This window comes from Candidatus Enterovibrio altilux (assembly GCF_002381345.1).
GTDB lineage: Bacteria > Pseudomonadota > Gammaproteobacteria > Enterobacterales > Vibrionaceae > Enterovibrio > Enterovibrio altilux.
The window spans coordinates 739,222-754,556 of record NZ_CP020660.1 but is presented as its reverse complement, the minus strand read 5'-3'; the positions used below and the strand labels follow the sequence as shown (position 1 = coordinate 754,556).

At 36.6% G+C, this 15,335-nt stretch carries 10 protein-coding genes and 4 pseudogenes; 7 read left to right on the top strand and 7 right to left on the bottom strand.

Translation table 11 applies throughout. The features are described 5' to 3' along the window. Window positions 1–219: 219 nt before the first annotated feature. Complete coding sequence (gene rsd, locus BTN50_RS03215) at window positions 220–702, top strand: sigma D regulator (RefSeq protein WP_096619008.1); 483 nt, start codon at window positions 220–222, stop codon at window positions 700–702. 256 nt (window positions 703–958) lie between these two features. Here the strand turns inward: rsd and pmbA are convergent, their stop codons facing one another. Continuing rightward, window positions 959–2,299: a metalloprotease PmbA gene (gene pmbA / locus BTN50_RS03210; RefSeq protein WP_096619007.1), complete on the bottom strand. Its 1,341-nt coding sequence runs from the start codon at window positions 2,297–2,299 to the stop codon at window positions 959–961. 402 nt (window positions 2,300–2,701) lie between these two features. Between pmbA and BTN50_RS10955 the strand changes: the two are divergent. The 3 genes and pseudogenes from BTN50_RS10955 to BTN50_RS03195 all read left to right on the top strand — a co-directional run. Further along, window positions 2,702–3,390 (top strand): annotated as a pseudogene (locus BTN50_RS10955) (IS5 family transposase); the annotation flags it as partial. A gap of 93 nt (window positions 3,391–3,483) precedes the next feature. Then, window positions 3,484–4,032 carry a ribosome biogenesis factor YjgA gene (gene yjgA, locus BTN50_RS03200; RefSeq protein WP_096619005.1) on the top strand — a complete coding sequence of 183 codons (549 nt, stop codon included), beginning with the start codon at window positions 3,484–3,486 and terminating at the stop codon, window positions 4,030–4,032. 293 nt (window positions 4,033–4,325) lie between these two features. After that, window positions 4,326–5,185, top strand: a pseudogene (locus BTN50_RS03195) (IS5 family transposase). 857 nt (window positions 5,186–6,042) lie between these two features. Here BTN50_RS03195 and fbaA read toward each other — a convergent pair. From fbaA to BTN50_RS12105, 3 genes are all read right to left on the bottom strand, one after another. Further along, window positions 6,043–7,119, bottom strand: coding sequence for a class II fructose-bisphosphate aldolase (gene fbaA, locus BTN50_RS03190; RefSeq protein ID WP_096619004.1), 1,077 nt, complete (start codon window positions 7,117–7,119; stop codon window positions 6,043–6,045). 222 nt (window positions 7,120–7,341) lie between these two features. After that, on the bottom strand, window positions 7,342–8,505 hold the full coding sequence (locus BTN50_RS03185) for a phosphoglycerate kinase (protein WP_096619003.1): 1,164 nt from the start codon (window positions 8,503–8,505) through the stop codon (window positions 7,342–7,344). An 879-nt stretch (window positions 8,506–9,384) separates the two neighbouring features. After that, complete coding sequence (locus BTN50_RS12105; protein ID WP_394336775.1) at window positions 9,385–9,585, bottom strand: hypothetical protein; 201 nt, start codon at window positions 9,583–9,585, stop codon at window positions 9,385–9,387. A 408-nt stretch (window positions 9,586–9,993) separates the two neighbouring features. Here BTN50_RS12105 and BTN50_RS03170 point away from each other — a divergent pair, with 408 nt between their 5' ends. Then, entirely contained in the window at window positions 9,994–11,262 is a 1,269-nt protein-coding gene (locus tag BTN50_RS03170) for a cation:proton antiporter (RefSeq protein ID WP_096619001.1), read from the top strand. 348 nt (window positions 11,263–11,610) lie between these two features. On the opposite strand, the pseudogene BTN50_RS12100 reads toward BTN50_RS03170, so the two are convergent. Both BTN50_RS12100 and BTN50_RS10015 read right to left on the bottom strand, forming a co-directional pair. After that, window positions 11,611–11,730, bottom strand: a pseudogene (locus BTN50_RS12100) (IS5/IS1182 family transposase); the annotation flags it as partial. A gap of 55 nt (window positions 11,731–11,785) precedes the next feature. Next, window positions 11,786–11,926, bottom strand: a complete 141-nt coding sequence (locus BTN50_RS10015) for a hypothetical protein (protein WP_161492927.1) — start codon at window positions 11,924–11,926, stop codon at window positions 11,786–11,788. A gap of 423 nt (window positions 11,927–12,349) precedes the next feature. Between BTN50_RS10015 and BTN50_RS12095 the strand changes: the two genes are divergently transcribed. After that, complete coding sequence (locus tag BTN50_RS12095) at window positions 12,350–12,526, top strand: hypothetical protein (RefSeq protein WP_161492926.1); 177 nt, start codon at window positions 12,350–12,352, stop codon at window positions 12,524–12,526. Between the two features lie 171 nt (window positions 12,527–12,697). Here the strand turns inward: BTN50_RS12095 and BTN50_RS03165 are convergent, their stop codons facing one another. Next, complete coding sequence (locus tag BTN50_RS03165; protein WP_096619000.1) at window positions 12,698–13,567, bottom strand: phosphoribulokinase; 870 nt, start codon at window positions 13,565–13,567, stop codon at window positions 12,698–12,700. 789 nt (window positions 13,568–14,356) lie between these two features. On the opposite strand from BTN50_RS03165, the pseudogene BTN50_RS03160 reads away from it, so the two are divergent. After that, window positions 14,357–15,002 (top strand): annotated as a pseudogene (locus tag BTN50_RS03160) (transposase). Window positions 15,003–15,335: the final 333 nt, after the last annotated feature.

Genomic DNA, 15,335 nt, shown 5'->3' with positions numbered 1-15,335 from the left:
GAAAGCGATTGTCTAATAGTGAATAATCTTGGAATTTACTACCTGAACTTGAATTAAGAAACAAAGCCATTAGACATAACAATACTTCTACCCTTGATAAGCGAGACGAATACTGGCACTCTAAATTTAAGTAACTGGATATTAGTAAATTAATGGCCTGAAAGATATGGCTGAATCTGAGTAAAGTGCTCAACTGCGCTGATCATGAGGAACGTAGTCATGCTCAATAAATTAGAACAAGCACAGCAGCCATGGGAAGGTTACAGTGACGTAATTGACTACTGGTTGACTCTAAGAAAGCAACTACTTGTGGAGTATTCTAAGGTAGCCGGGTTGTTAGGTGACAGTAAAAAATCTTTGCCTACAGAAAAAAAATTAAAACAATTCTGTGGATCATTAGTGGATTATATTTCTGCGGGGCATTTCAAAATTTATAGCATGATCATGGAACGTTGGAAATCTACCGGTTTTTCTTCTAACACAGAGATTGATTTATTATATGCGCGCATTGTCGAAACTACTGAACCTTTGTTGAACTTCAATGATAAATACAATGACTTAGTACTCGATGAAGATAATTTTTCTGGATTTGATAGTGAAATATCTGTTGTTGGTGAACTTATTGAGTTTAGATTTGCGCAGGAAGACATGCTAATGCAGTTGATTGTTGACAGTTTGTATATTTCTTCAGAGCTTAGTTAACAAAGTCAGAAAAGGCATAAAACCTCCATGAAAATAAGGGTTAATAAAGCCACTAGTTTTTAGGTAAGTGGTTTTAAGGCTCACTTCTGACTTTCTGTGTCCAGAATATCAAAAAATGGAAGTTTAGTAATTTTTTAGAGTGACATAATATTAGGTCTTTAGCGCTGCAGCTAGGAAACGATCGGATACGCTTTCATTAGCTTAGTAGGCTAAGTAGTTGTGGTCTGTGGTAAGAACCAGAAATCGAAGGACGACGCTATGCTCCGCCGATTTTAATCGATTCAATTAATATAGAACCAGTCTGAATCTGGCAACGGCATTCAGTATCTGTACCAACCGCAATAATCTGCTTAAACATATCCGTTAAATTACCTGCAATGGTAATTTCGCTCACTGGGTATTTAAGTTCACCATTTTCAACCCAAAAACCCGCAGCACCACGTGAATAATCACCCGTAACGATATTTACACCTTGACCCATTAATTCAGTCACCAACAAGCCAGTGTTGAGACATTTCAACATCTGCTCATAAGATTGCCCTGTATTACCAATAAACCAATTATGAATACCACCAGCATGACCAGTCGGCTCCATACCAAGCTTACGTGCTGCATAGCTCGTGACAAGATAAGTCTGTAGCTCACCGTTTTTAATAATATCGAGGTTACGAGTAATCAAACCTTCATGATCAAACGGTAAACTTGCTATGCCCTTTAGGATGTGAGGACGCTCATATATTTGAAACCACTTAGGCAAAATTTGATGGCCAAGCTTATTTAAAAGAAAGGAAGATTTACGGTATAGGTTCGAACCGCTGATACCCATAACTAAATGACCAAGTAATCCAGTAGCAATATCCGCCGAAAACATAACAGGAGCGTAACAGGTACTGACACGACGTGATCCCATACGAGCAATAGTACGTTTAGCAGCCTGAATACCCACTTTTTCAGGAGTCCAAAGATCTAGTTTGTCTCTCGCCACAGTATAGCTGTAATCTCGCTCCATACCTTTGCTATCTTTTGCAATCACGCTGCAGCTGAGATTGTGACAACTTGAAGCATAACTTCCCAACATGCCATGGCTATTCCCATAAATTCGAACACCATAGTGACTATCATAACTAGCGCCATGATTAAATTTAATTCGTTTATCGTAGCCTAATGCAGCGCGCTCAGCAGCAATTGCTTTTTTTGCTGCATGACCAGGCTCTGACTCATCAGGGTAAAATAGATCCAATTCTGGGTAATCGTACGCCATCAGTTTGGCAGGTGCGGGACCAGAAAAAGGATCTTCAGATGTATAATTTGCTATATCTAATGCTGCTGCAACTGTCTGTGTAATTGCTTTTTTTGATAAATCAGACGTAGATGCACTGCCTTTACATTGACCGCGATACACTGTGATCTCCAGCATACCATCACTATTAAATTCAACACTTTCTACTTCACACATGTGTGTAGCTACGCTAATACCCGTGGTTTTAGTGATTGTCACTTCTGCAGTATCAGCTTTTTTGCATGCCATCTCTAATGCGTAATTTACTGCAACTTCAAGTTCAGTTCGTTGCAGAGCCACCTGTTCTTTCACGTTCATAAAGTTTTCGATTATTGTGTATTGTGCTATAAGCATACCACTCGTAGAGAAGAGAATACTTAAAAAACGCCCGCATAATTCGATATTCTTGGTAAGGCTTTGCTTCCTAATTCGAGTTCATATAGCAAATCCCCACATGATTCACTATTAGACAATCGCTTTCGTGTTAGATATACCTAGTCTTGTCAGTTTATTTAACGCTTTTATTATGGCATCGGTTTCATTAATCTGAGTTGTGTGCTGTCTGAGGCTCAATGTCTCTACCAGTAGTTTTCGACTCGAGCCATTGCTGTGTTTGCTAGGGAACGTTTATGGTAACCGGCTTTATTTCCTAAATAAAGGAGCTAAATGTTCAATTAACACTTCAAACAGGCAGGTCCACTTCAATGTTCATGTTTATAAATAATTTTTATCACAAAACAACTAACTGAAAGCAGTATAATTAAGCTTTTAATCAATCGTAATTCACTAATATTCTGGATTAATGAAGAAGCTATTTAGCTATGGAATCAAACATAAGTACGGTAATCATGGGAGATCTCTTTTATTTAGTGATTGAGCTATTATGACGGTCCTCATGGTTCAATGCGTATTCTCAACGCCATTGAGAAGTCTGCAAGAATTAATTAAGTCTATTTTCAAGCTTATTCAACTGTCATTGTCATGTCCTCACTATTCATGCATTAGCAAGCGAGTCAAAACGGTTAACGTTACGTTCAAGACTAAGAAGAAAGAACGTATCCAGCACTTAGCTATTGATTTTACTGGGCTCGAAGTTTAGGGCAAAGGCAAATGGAAATTAAAAAAGTATGGTACTAATGGAAAACGGCGAGTCTGGAGTAAGTTGCATTTAGCAGTAGATATAAATCTGCATGAAATCATTGTTGCTGAGTTAAGTGCATTAAATGTGACTGACGGTAAAGCGTTACGTACATTTACTCAAATAGACGCGCCAAAAAATTAATGAAATATCAGCCTATGGTGCTTACGATACCAGACCATGCTGTGAAACCGTTCGTATTAAACGAGCGGTTCTACTCATACCACCAAGAAAAGAAGCAATTTTTTGGAAACGAAATTATCCGCGCAATTAAAAGTATGAAGAGAACATTGAGCTTAAGAAATCACAATTTTCAGATTAGGAAACAAAGCTAATTAAGTAACAAACAACCTTAGGAAAGATTATGAGCCGTAAAAACAAACGTGAACCTTGGGAAGATAAAGATGAAATCATCTGGGTAAGCCGCTCCGAGATGAAACGTGACATGAAAGCATTGCAAAAGTTAGGTGCGCAATTGGTAGATCTTAAGCCAGCTATTTTGGCTAAATTTCCCTTGGAAGAAAATCTTCGCATTGCAATTGTAGATGCGCAGCACTTTAAAAAAGAAGCAAGGCGTCGTCAACTGCAATTCATTGGTAAAATCATGCGAACGGCTGACCTAAAGTCAATTCAAGTTGCATTTCATTTGTTGAATAATAAGCATGGCCAACAATCAATAGAACTGCAAAAATTAGGAAAGCTACGTGATCGTTTGATAACAGAAGGTGATAAAGTTATTAACGATGTGGTAAAACAATACGCATCTACTAATCGTCAAAAGCTGCGTCAACTTGTTCGTCAAGCGAAGAAAGAGCTCGAAGCCAATAAATTTTCTAAAGCATCGAAAGAAATTTTTCATATGCTGAGAATACTTAAAACGGAAAGCGAAGAACAATCATCTTTTCGCTCATAACTATTGTATTTCCCAAGTTGAGTTTAGATAGTAAGCTTCAATATAATTAGCTATGAAAGAACTATTTTATGTTAAGTATGATTAGCCTTATTGGTTTACTTAACGCTTTTATTATTGTGCAAGCTGTATTAATTGATCATATATCAATTATTATTTTCACACATTATGCGCGCGTGTAATGAATGTATCTATAATGTTGTCATATATTTTCGTTGATTTTGAATAAATTTTATTCTCTAAATTAGGGAACTACATTGTTAATCTCAGCTTGTAGAAGCTAAGTTCGCTTAAATATTCAGGTTTCAATTAATCGTGGCTCGTTAATATTTCGGGTTGATGAAGAAGCTATTTAGCTATGGAATCAAACTAAGCAGAGTGATCATGGGAGACCTCGTTTATTTAGCGATTTAGCCATTATGATCACCTTCATGGTTAAATGCATATTTTCAATGCCTTTGAGAGGTCTGCAAGGGTTAATGAATTTTATTTTTAAACTTGCTCAACTGGCATTGTTATGCCTCACTGTTCATGCATTAGCAAGCAAGTTAAAATAGTTCATGCCACGTTCACGACGCAGAGCAAATGAAGGATCTAGCACTTATCCGTTGATTATACAGGGCTAAAAATCTACGGTGAAGGAGAATGGAAAGTAAAAAAAGTATGGCACGGACGGAAAACAGCGAGTCTATCGTAAGCTACATTTAGAGGTAGATATAAATACGAATGAAATTATTACTGCTGGGTTAAGTGCATCAAATGTGACTAACGACGATGAAGTGCTATCTAACTTGCTCAAGCAGACCCACTCAAAGCATTAAATAGCGGCCGAGAGTGCTTACGACACCGTTCGTATTAAACGAACGGTCCATTTAGCTCGCCAAGAAAAGGAGTAACTTTTTGTAAACAAGATCATTCATGTCATTTAGAGGTTAGTTACCAGAAGTTATATGGTTCAAATCAGCCTTGGAAAACGAGCTATGATTGCCATAAATGACCCTTATAAGAAATGGCGATGTTTCGAGTCAAAAAACTTTTTGAAAAAATATTGAGTTTAAGAGATCATAATGGTCAGGTTAGTGAAACTTACGGCATGCTAAAAGCATTAAATCAGTTGATCGAGTTAAGTGAGCCTAAAATAAAAGTGATTATGTAATCATTGATCATGCTAGGATTTGCTATCTGAATTCTAATTAGGAAACAAAGCCAATAAATATTATATAATATATTATGCTCTCGATAACATGAGTAATAATTTGGCTCAGTTTTTACTTGTTTAACAAACCTAATGATCAGTAAGTATAATAATCATAGCTGTCTGTTAATATCTTAGTATTATATACTCAATTAAAATATGATGAAGGCTTGAGTGCTTGTAATTCATAATTATTGCAAAAATTTAGGCATAATAAAGAAAATGGGTGTATGCTTATAATGAAGAATAGAGTCCTCTTGTTCTTCAGCATTGTACTTGTATGGAGTCTTTTTTGGCATTTTATAATTGAACGTATTATGATGAAGCGGTTTGTTCATTTTAACTTCCACGTATTTCCTCCTCAGAATAGCTTATGAATATAGGCAACAATTTGATAGATGAGTGGTAAGTAAATTCGTAGAGGTGTCCTATGAGGGTTATTGTCTAGGCGGTAGAAAGGTGATTGTTTGAATTACGACTTGCAGATTTTAGCTTTTCAGATTGCTACATCAACTTTAAAGTGACATAAAATTATTATTTTATGGATACGTAGAGTTGGGTAAGCTAGAGTAGTATACTGATTATTAACTCAGAGATTAATGCTAGCAAACTTATTGATACAGTTGTAAAATTTTTAACAGTTTAAATAATACTTTACTTAGTTATCTCTGCTCTCATTGTATTGATTATACGAGCCAATATATTTTATTATAAATGATTTCAAGTATTAGTTTCAGCATATAACTCAATTTCCGTTACGAAAGAACTCATTAATTTGTCAGATTGAAAAAATTTATAATTCGTTTTTAAAAACTAAACTACAGAACATCAATTGCGTTTAAGTCAAAAAATGCTTTTTTTAAACGAGTTACCATTGAGGTTTGACCAGCACGTAGCCATACTCGTGGATCGTAATATTTTTTATTTGGTGAAGCGTTGCCTGTTGGGTTACCAATTTGACCTTGCAGGTAATCAAAATTCTCTGCATAGTAAGTACGAATACCGTTCCACGTTGCCCACTGAGTATCCGTATCAATGTTCATTTTGATAACACCATAACTTATAGACTCTTGAATTTCTCCTTCAGAAGAACCAGAACCACCATGGAATACGAAGTTCAACGAGTTCGGAGCGAGACCAAATTTCTTAGCACAGTAAGTTTGAGAGTCACGCAGAATAATAGGAGTTAATACAACGTTACCCACTTGGTAAACACCGTGTACATTGCCGAAAGATGCAGCAATCGTAAAACGTGGGCTGATTTTGATCAATTTTTCGTATGCATATGCAACGTCTTCTGGAGATGTATAAAGCGCAGATGCATCTATATTGGAATGATCAATGCCATCTTCTTCGCCACCAGTACAACCTAGTTCGATTTCTAATGTCATCCCCATCTTTTCCATGCGAGTAAGGTATTCAGTACATATTTTAATGTTTTCTTCGAGTGATTCCTCAGACAGATCAATCATGTGTGAAGAAAATAGCGGTTTACCTGTTTCTTTGAAATGCGTTTCTCCAGCATCTAATAAGCCGTTGATCCATGGCAGCAATTTCTTAGCAGCATGGTCAGTGTGCAGAATAACTGGAACACCGTATGCAGCAGCAATGATGTGAACGTATTTCGCACCAGCAACAGCACCAAGGATTTGTGCAGATTGGCCTTCTAGTTGAACGTGTTTACCCACAAAAAAGCCTGCACCACCGTTAGAAAATTGAATAATAACTGGGGCTTTAACTGTAGATGCGGCTTCTAGAACACCATTAATTGAGTCTGTGTTTACTACGTTTACCGCTGGAAGAGCGAATTTATTCGCTTTTGCAATTTCAAACACTTTCTGTACGTCCTCACCAGAGATAACCCCAGGTTTTACAAAATCAAAAATTTTAGACATAATAATAATCCCATTTACTCTGTAGTCTTTGAATGGCTTAGTGTCGAGCTGGGTATCTCCCCACTAACTTAGCTCAATCACAAATATTTACGATCAAGACTACACATTATACCCAAACGTTACACCAAACACATTAAAATTTAGGTTTGGTCTCTACACTTTTATGTCCATCACAAGTAAAGATGCAACCAAAAGCAAGTGTAACATTCCTTGTGTTTCATATTATGCTTTTGCACGCGCTTCTAGCATTGCAACAACTGGTAGTACTTTACCTTCAACAAATTCAAGGAAAGCACCACCACCAGTTGAGATATAAGATACATCTGCTTTAATACCAAATTTGTCGATAGCTGCTAGAGTGTCACCACCCCCAGCTACAGAAAAACCTTCAGATGCAGCAATCGCGTCAGAAATACTCTTAGTACCAGCTTCAAAATTTTTGAATTCGAAGACGCCTATGGGACCGTTCCAAAGAATTGTTTTTGCGGTTGCGATGATTTCAGTAAGCGCTGCAGTTGATTGAGGACCAAGGTCAAAAATAATATCGTCATCTTGAACGTCAGAAACGTGCTTGATTTCAGCTTCCGCGTTTGCATCCAAGGCTTTGGCACATGCAACGTCAGTAGCAACTGGAATTGCGCACTTTTTCATTAATTTTTTAGCTGTTTCAACCAGATCTGCTTCGTACAGTGATTTGCCAATATTATGACCTGCAGCTGCAATGAACGTGTTTGAGATGCCACCACCAACAACTAATTGATCAGCGATTCTAGATAATGACTCAAGAATAGTTAGTTTGGTAGAAACTTTTGAGCCACCAACGATAGCCACTAATGGACGCGCGGGATTATTCATTGCTTTATCGAGTGCTTCAAGCTCAGCCACAAGTAGAGAACCAGCACATGCGATTGGAGCAAATACGCCTACACCATAGGTAGATGCTTGAGCTCGGTGAGCAGTGCCGAATGCATCCATCACAAAAATATCACACAATGCAGCGTATCGCTTCGACAACTGATCTTCATTCTTTTTCTCGCCTTTATTAAAGCGAACATTTTCAAGAATAACTAATTCACCCGAGTTTAATTCTAGGCCATCCAAATAATTTTTTACGAGTTTAACGTTGCAATCAAGCGCGTCATTTAAATAGTTAACGACAGGCTGTAGCGAAAATTCTTCTGTGTACTCACCCTCAGTTGGACGACCAAGGTGAGAAGTAACCATTATCTTCGCACCAGCTTCTAGGCATAATTTGATAGTTGGAAGAGATGCTAAAATACGAGCATCAGAAGTTATTTTACCTCCTTTTACTGGGACGTTTAAGTCAGCACGAATAAATATGCGTTTGCCTGATAAGTCTAGATCGGTCATTTTGATTACAGACATTATGGTCCTTCCTCCTTAAGTTACGAAAAGTAAAAATTTTACAGCGATTTTCAATGCTTTAAAAGTCGTTGTTTAAGCATTCTAACCACTGGACCTGATCCCAGGGCTAATGAAGCATTAAACACCCGGTTAGTAAAGCCTCATTCGTTATTACAGTACACTAATACTTTTATCAGATTATGGTTACGAACTCATGTCTGTGAATCATTAACAATGATATTGTTGTGGTCATGGTTAAAATAAATTGAAATGAATGGATTTTCGGTATAGTAATGATACTGTTTAATGTACGCTGATTAGCATCTTCGAATGATCGATTTACGTTATTAACTTTCACTTTTGTGGGCTCTGTTCCCTAATTTAAGTTCAGATAGCATATTTTAACAAAATGTACTATTAAACAATCACTTTTGTTTTAGGCATACCTAGCCCTGTTAGTTTATTTAATGTTTTTTATTATGGCGTCAGTCTCACTAATCTGAGTAATGTGATCTCTTAGGCTCAATGTTACTCTGAAAAGTTTTTGACTTGAAATAGTGCCATCTTTGATAGAGAAGGTTTACGTTAACCATACCTTCTTTTTTTATACTGCTTTATATTGTATAACTTATGGTAACTTGAGCGCTATATTGTGTAGATGACCTTATTCTTAGAAAACTGAGCCCTATCTGGTGAGATGAGTGAAACAGCTTGTTTAATATGAATAGCTTTATAATATTTTTTTGTGCCGCAACAACTATTTCTTTATATCTTATTGATTATTAGACGGATCTGGTGGAGCGGGTTCAGTATTACTGCGCAGCCAGTCATATTCAATGAACTTAACTCAGTAGCAATAATGGCATGCATATTTATATTTACTACTAGATGTAATTTGCGTCAAATTCTAAGTTTCCCGTCAGTGCAAGGCTGTGTTACTTTCAATGCGTCTCTCTTGTAGACTGTTAAACTCGTAGAATAAATGTTCAAGTACTGTATAGTTCCTTTATTCTTCGTCTTGAACGTGACGTTAACCATTCTGACTCGCTTGCTAATGCATGAATAGCAAGGGCATGGCAATGGTAGTTGAGCACTATTAATTAAACCTTGAGTATACTGCTTCCAGTTAGTTGTTTTGTAGTTAAGCTTGTTTATAGGCCTGGATATTTAAGTTAACCTCTCTGTTTAGAGTGTTGATTGAAAATTTAGTTCTCTTATTTAGGAAATAAAACCACTCTGAAGAATTGCCCATACTGCGATCGATAATTAAAATATTTTCAGTCAACAGTTTCCCTAATACATTCTTACTACTCACATTCATAAATTCCTTTTGATCTTGCTCTATATTGGCATAGTATCATAGCCCAATTGGGAGTCTAGACGTCTATTACGAGTCGACATCTGGCAGATACCTAAAATGCACAGATTTATTATAGTTTTTTTTTGCATATAGACTTATATTCCGTAACAAATTTTTTGAATTGTAAATTCTTTAACATGGGTTCATGAATGACCGTCTATACAACGTTTTGCTTTCTCGCTGCTGCAGCAATGATTATTGCTTTTATTAATAGCAAAATTGGACAAATACAAACAACCATAGCCCTCACGGCTGGTGCTCTAATATTTTCTTTAGGTGTTGTAATATCAGGCCAAAACAACTGGTTTGACCTGAAAAATTTTGCAGAGAAAACACTAAATGAAGTTCATTTTGATGATTTTCTTTTGAAAGGTGTACTTGGTTTTTTGTTATTTGCTGGCGGGTTAGGCATAAAATTACCGAACCTTAAAGATCAAAAATGGGAAATAACCATACTTGCCTTTGGTGCAACGCTGATATCGACGTTATTCATTGGCGGAGCGACATGGCTATTTTTCCAACTTATTAATATACAATTTAACGTTATATACTGCTTGTTATTTGGTGCACTTATCTCACCGACAGATCCTATTGCAGTGATGGCTATCGTCAAAAAATTAAACGCACCAAAACGCATATCTACTCAGATTGAAGGGGAATCATTATTCAATGATGGTTTTGGTTTAGTTATTTTTATCACTTTATTCACTGCGGCTTTCGGCACTGAAGCGCCAACCATTATGGGTGTTATCACACTCTTCTTGCACGAAGCTATTGGTGGCATTTTTTATGGTTTTTTTCTTGGACTTTTCGTTCATTATATGATATGCAATACTAATGAACGTTCAATGGAACTATTGTTCACCTTAGGAATTCCAACCGCAGGTTATGTGTTTGCAAGTTTAATCGGCGTGTCAGGTCCTTTAGCTATGGTTATTGCAGGTATCATGATTGGTAATTGGACTCGTTATATTGGTTTTTCAAAAGAAAGTGAAGATCATTTAGACTATTTTTGGGAACTAGTTGATGAATTCCTAAATGGAGTTCTTTTCTTACTCATCGGATTGAGCATGTTGACCTTTAGCTTCCACAAGGAAGACTGGATTATTATGGCTTTCGCTATTCCTCTTGTTCTCATCGCTCGTTATATTAGCGTCAAATTATGTTACGTAGGTTTCAATCGTTATCGAGACTATAATCCGCATTCGGTGCGTATCTTGACATGGGGAGGATTACGTGGTGGTTTAGCGATTGCCATGGCAATGGCTATTCCTACAGGCTATATGATTCTACCAGAAAAAAACATTGACGTACGCGAGGTCATCTTGGTGATGACGTATGCCGTGGTAGTTTTTTCTATACTCGTGCAAGCATCAACCATCACTAAGATGATTGAAAAAGCAAAAGTTGCAGAGTGAGACATGAACATTAAGCCTAGCTCATGAGCAAATAAGGATAACATTATTGAAACGATGCCTAAGAATGGGCTTTATTTTTTACTTTGAGTTCAGATAGTAAGTTTCAACATAATTAATAATTAGCCAATTATTTTTGTTTTAGGCATGCTTAGTCTTGTCGATTTATTTTGTGCTTTTATCATGACGCCTGTTTCGCTAATCTGAGTATTGTAATCTCTTATCTTCTATGTTTCTTCAAGTAGTTTCTTGACTCATAACATTGCCTGGTGCCGTAAGTACTATCGCGGATATTTCATTGATTCGGTGGTGTGGTGTTAGAGCAAGTTAGGTAGCCCTTTACGGTAGACTCTTAGTCTTCGTTTTAAACGAGACGTTAACCCTTTTGGTTCTCTTACTAATGCATGAGTAGTGAGAATATGACAATAGTAGTTGAGTAAATGTGAAGACATAATTAATGAGTCCTACAGACTGGCTTTGTTTTTTTGATTTGAACTCAGATAGTAAATTTCAGCATGACTCACTATTAGACAATCACTTTCGTGTTAGGTATGGCTAGTCTTACCAGCTTATTTAACGCTTTTATCATGGCATCGGTTTCACTAATCTGAGTTGTGTGATTCCTTAGGTTCAATGTCCCTCCCAGCAGTTTTTTGGCTTGAACCATTCCTGCCTTGCTAGGTAATATTTATGGTAATTGGCTTGCTTTTCTAAATAAAAAACTAAGTTTTAAATGAATACTCAAACAGTTAGGCTTGCCTAAATATTTAGGCTTATGAATAATTTTTGCTGTAAAATAACTAACTAGAAGCAGTGTAATCAAGCGTGGTTCGCTAACATCGTGAATTGATGAAAAAGCAATTCAGTTATGAAATTAAATTAAGCAGAGTAATTATGGAAGACCTCGTTTATTTAGTGACTTAGTCATTGATCTTATGGGGCTCAAAGTCTACGGTGAAGGAAAATAGAAAGTAAAAACGCATGGCACTGATGAAAAGCGGGGGAAGTCTAGCGTAAGTTACATTTAGCGGTAGATATAACACGGATGAAATCATTGCAGCTCAGCTAAGTGTATAAAATATGACTACCGGTGAAGTGCTACTTAACTTGCTCAAACAGACCCTTTATAGAATTCATGAAATATCAGCTAATGATGCTTATGATACGAGACAAAGTTACGAAACCGTTCGGATTAAATGAGCTGCTTCACTTATTCCACCAAGAAAAGGAGCAATTTCTTTGGAAGGAGATCATCCGCGTAATTTAGTGCTAAGTCACCAGTAATTATGCGGTTCAAACAAAAATGATCATTTAATAGTGAATTATATTGAGATTCTGCTATTTTAACTTAAATTAAGATATTACATTATCATTAAGACTGTTGTTTGTCACGAATCAATTTACTTGTCACTGATGTTATATAATGTTAAATTTATTATTAACTGGTTTTGCTGGTCTCAATAAGTTGTTGTATTAGTGGGCGCGTAATTATCTCCATAGCAAAGTTCATTTTACCGCCTGGTACCACAATGGTGTTATGCTTTGACATGAAAGATCCCTGGATCATGGAAAGTAGATATGGAAAGCGAACCTTTTTGACGTCGCGAAAGTGAATTATCACAAAACTTTCATCTAAACTAGGAACAGTTGTAGTGTTAAGCGGGTTGGAAGTGTCCACGGTTGGCACACGTTGGAAATTAATGTGTGTTCGACTAAATTGAGGTGTTATATAATGCAAGTAATCAGCCATTGATTGTACAATGGAGTTCATGACATCTTCACGTGAATGTCCTCTATCATGCGTGTCACGGACAAATTTTTGAATCCATTCCAGATTTACAATAGGGGCCATGCCGATCAGTAAATCAACATACTGAGCAACATTAACGTGACCATTCACAATTCCCCCGTGAAGACCCTCGTAGAACATGGTATTTGTGTTCTCTGGCAAATCTTGCCATGCTGTGAATGTGCCAGGCATTTGGTTATATGGTGCTGCCTCGTCAAAAGTATGTAGATAACGGCGAAATTTACCTGTACCGTGTTCAGCATATTCACGGAATAAGGCTTCAAGCATTGGCAGATGATTGGCTTGCAACCCGAAATAGCTGATATAGCGACTTTGTTCACAAGCTTTTCGAATTTCAACGTCCATTTCTGGACGAGTGAAGCGGTGAAAACTGTCACCTTCCACCCATGCTGACTTTATACTGAGCATGTTAAATAACTTCCGAAAAGCATCGGAAGTTGTTGTCGTTCCGGCGCCGGATGAACCGGTGACTGCAATAATAGGATGTTTTACAGACATGATAAGCCCTAAAAAATTTACGAAGATGTCAAATAATTAACAGGGTGTTGGGCTTAGGTCAAGCAAGTGCTATGGCTGAATGATTTGGTTAGTTTGATATCGACGCTTGCATAATACTATCTGGTGTCGTGAGCATCATAAACTGATATATTATGGATTTTTCGACTAGTTTGTTTGAGCAAGTTAGGTAGTACTTAATGGTAAGTCATATTCGATGAATTTAACTCAGCAGTAATGCTCTTGTGCGTGTTTATAGATGCCACTCAATGTAACTTGCGCTAGATTCACTGTTTCCTTTCAGTGCCATTCTTTTCTTTACTTTTTATTCATTTTTATCATAGGCTTTGAGCCCTATAAAATCAATGGCCACGTACTGGATAGTTCCTTTATGTTTCGCCTTGAACGTGACGTTAACCGTTTTGGTTTGATTGCTAATGCATGAATAGTTAGGTCATGACAATGGCAGTTGAGCAAGTTTGAAAACAGAATTAATGAATCTTTGTAGACTTCTCAATGGGATTTAAAATACGCATTTAAAGGATTTTATTTCCTAATTTAAATTCAAAAAATAAATTTTTACATGATTAATTATTAGATAATCACTTTCATGCCAGGCATACCTAGTCTTGTTGGCTCTACTATGGAATCTTTATGATAATTGGTTCTATGTCCTAAATAAAACTAAATTTTCAACCAATACTCTAAACAGTTAGACTTACTTAAACATTCATGTTTATAAAAAATATTCGCTGCAAAAAAACTAACTGTAAATAGTATAATCAAGTTTTCATCAATAGTGGTTCACTAATATCCTGGATTGATTAAGAAGCTATTAAACTATGGAATCAAACTAAGCAGGGTAATCATGGAAGATTTCGTTTATTTAGTGACTTAGCCATTGCGATGGTCCTAATGATTAAATGCGTATTTTCAATGTCATTGAAGAGTTTGCAAGAATTAATTAATTCTGTTTTCAAATTTATTCAACTGCAATTGTTATGCCATCACGATTCATGTATTAGCAAGCGAGCCAAAACGGTTAGCTTCATGTTCAAGACGAAGAATAAAGGGAAGTATTCAACACGTAGCCATTGATTCTACGGGGCGTACAGTCTCTTATGAAGGCGAATAAAAAGTAAAAAAGCATAGTACTGATGGGAAAATCGATGCAACATTCGCTGATGGAGCTTACAACACCAGACAATGTTACGAAACCGTTCGTATTAAACGAACGGTTCAATCAGCACTGTAAAATGGAGTATGGTTACTATAAACATTCCCTGTTAAAAACGGCACTGTTTCGAGTTAACAACTACTTGGAAGGACAGTGAGCTGAAGAGATTATAATGCTCAGATTAACGAAACTTATGTCCTGATAAAAGTATTACATAATTTGATAGGGATAAGTATGTTTCAAACAAAAGCAATTATTTAATTGTTAACCATGGTAGGATTTGTTGTCTGAACTCTAATTAGGAGATAAAATCGTTCACAGATTTAATCATAATGCTGCACGTCGTTGTAAAATACACTACATGCTCTTCTAATATATCAGCTGCTTGGTTATGCCTGCTTTCTGAATTTTTTAAAGCACAATGTAAAGTCAGGCATACTTTTCATTTTGCTTACTGTTTCTGCATGGCAAAAGTCACGAGAAAACTTGATGCCTACGCAGGTTTCGTGGAATGGTTAAGTAATATGATTTTGTTTAAATTGGAGTGATTTTTTAGAAGCTTTTGAGCTGCTGATTTTGGTGCGGTAGGCTATC

Excerpts from the sequence above, each read along its gene's own strand:
- BTN50_RS03185 (WP_096619003.1), bottom strand. The coding sequence starts at position 8,505 with ATGTCTGTAATCAAAATGACCGATCTAGACTTATCAGGCAAACGCATA.
- rsd (WP_096619008.1), top strand. The coding sequence starts at position 220 with ATGCTCAATAAATTAGAACAAGCACAGCAGCCATGGGAAGGTTACAGT.
- yjgA (WP_096619005.1), top strand. The coding sequence starts at position 3,484 with ATGAGCCGTAAAAACAAACGTGAACCTTGGGAAGATAAAGATGAAATC.
- pmbA (WP_096619007.1), bottom strand. The coding sequence starts at position 2,299 with ATGAACGTGAAAGAACAGGTGGCTCTGCAACGAACTGAACTTGAAGTT.
- BTN50_RS03170 (WP_096619001.1), top strand. The coding sequence starts at position 9,994 with ATGACCGTCTATACAACGTTTTGCTTTCTCGCTGCTGCAGCAATGATT.
- fbaA (WP_096619004.1), bottom strand. The coding sequence starts at position 7,119 with ATGTCTAAAATTTTTGATTTTGTAAAACCTGGGGTTATCTCTGGTGAG.
- BTN50_RS03165 (WP_096619000.1), bottom strand. The coding sequence starts at position 13,567 with ATGTCTGTAAAACATCCTATTATTGCAGTCACCGGTTCATCCGGCGCC.
- BTN50_RS10015 (WP_161492927.1), bottom strand. The coding sequence starts at position 11,926 with ATGGTTCAAGCCAAAAAACTGCTGGGAGGGACATTGAACCTAAGGAAT.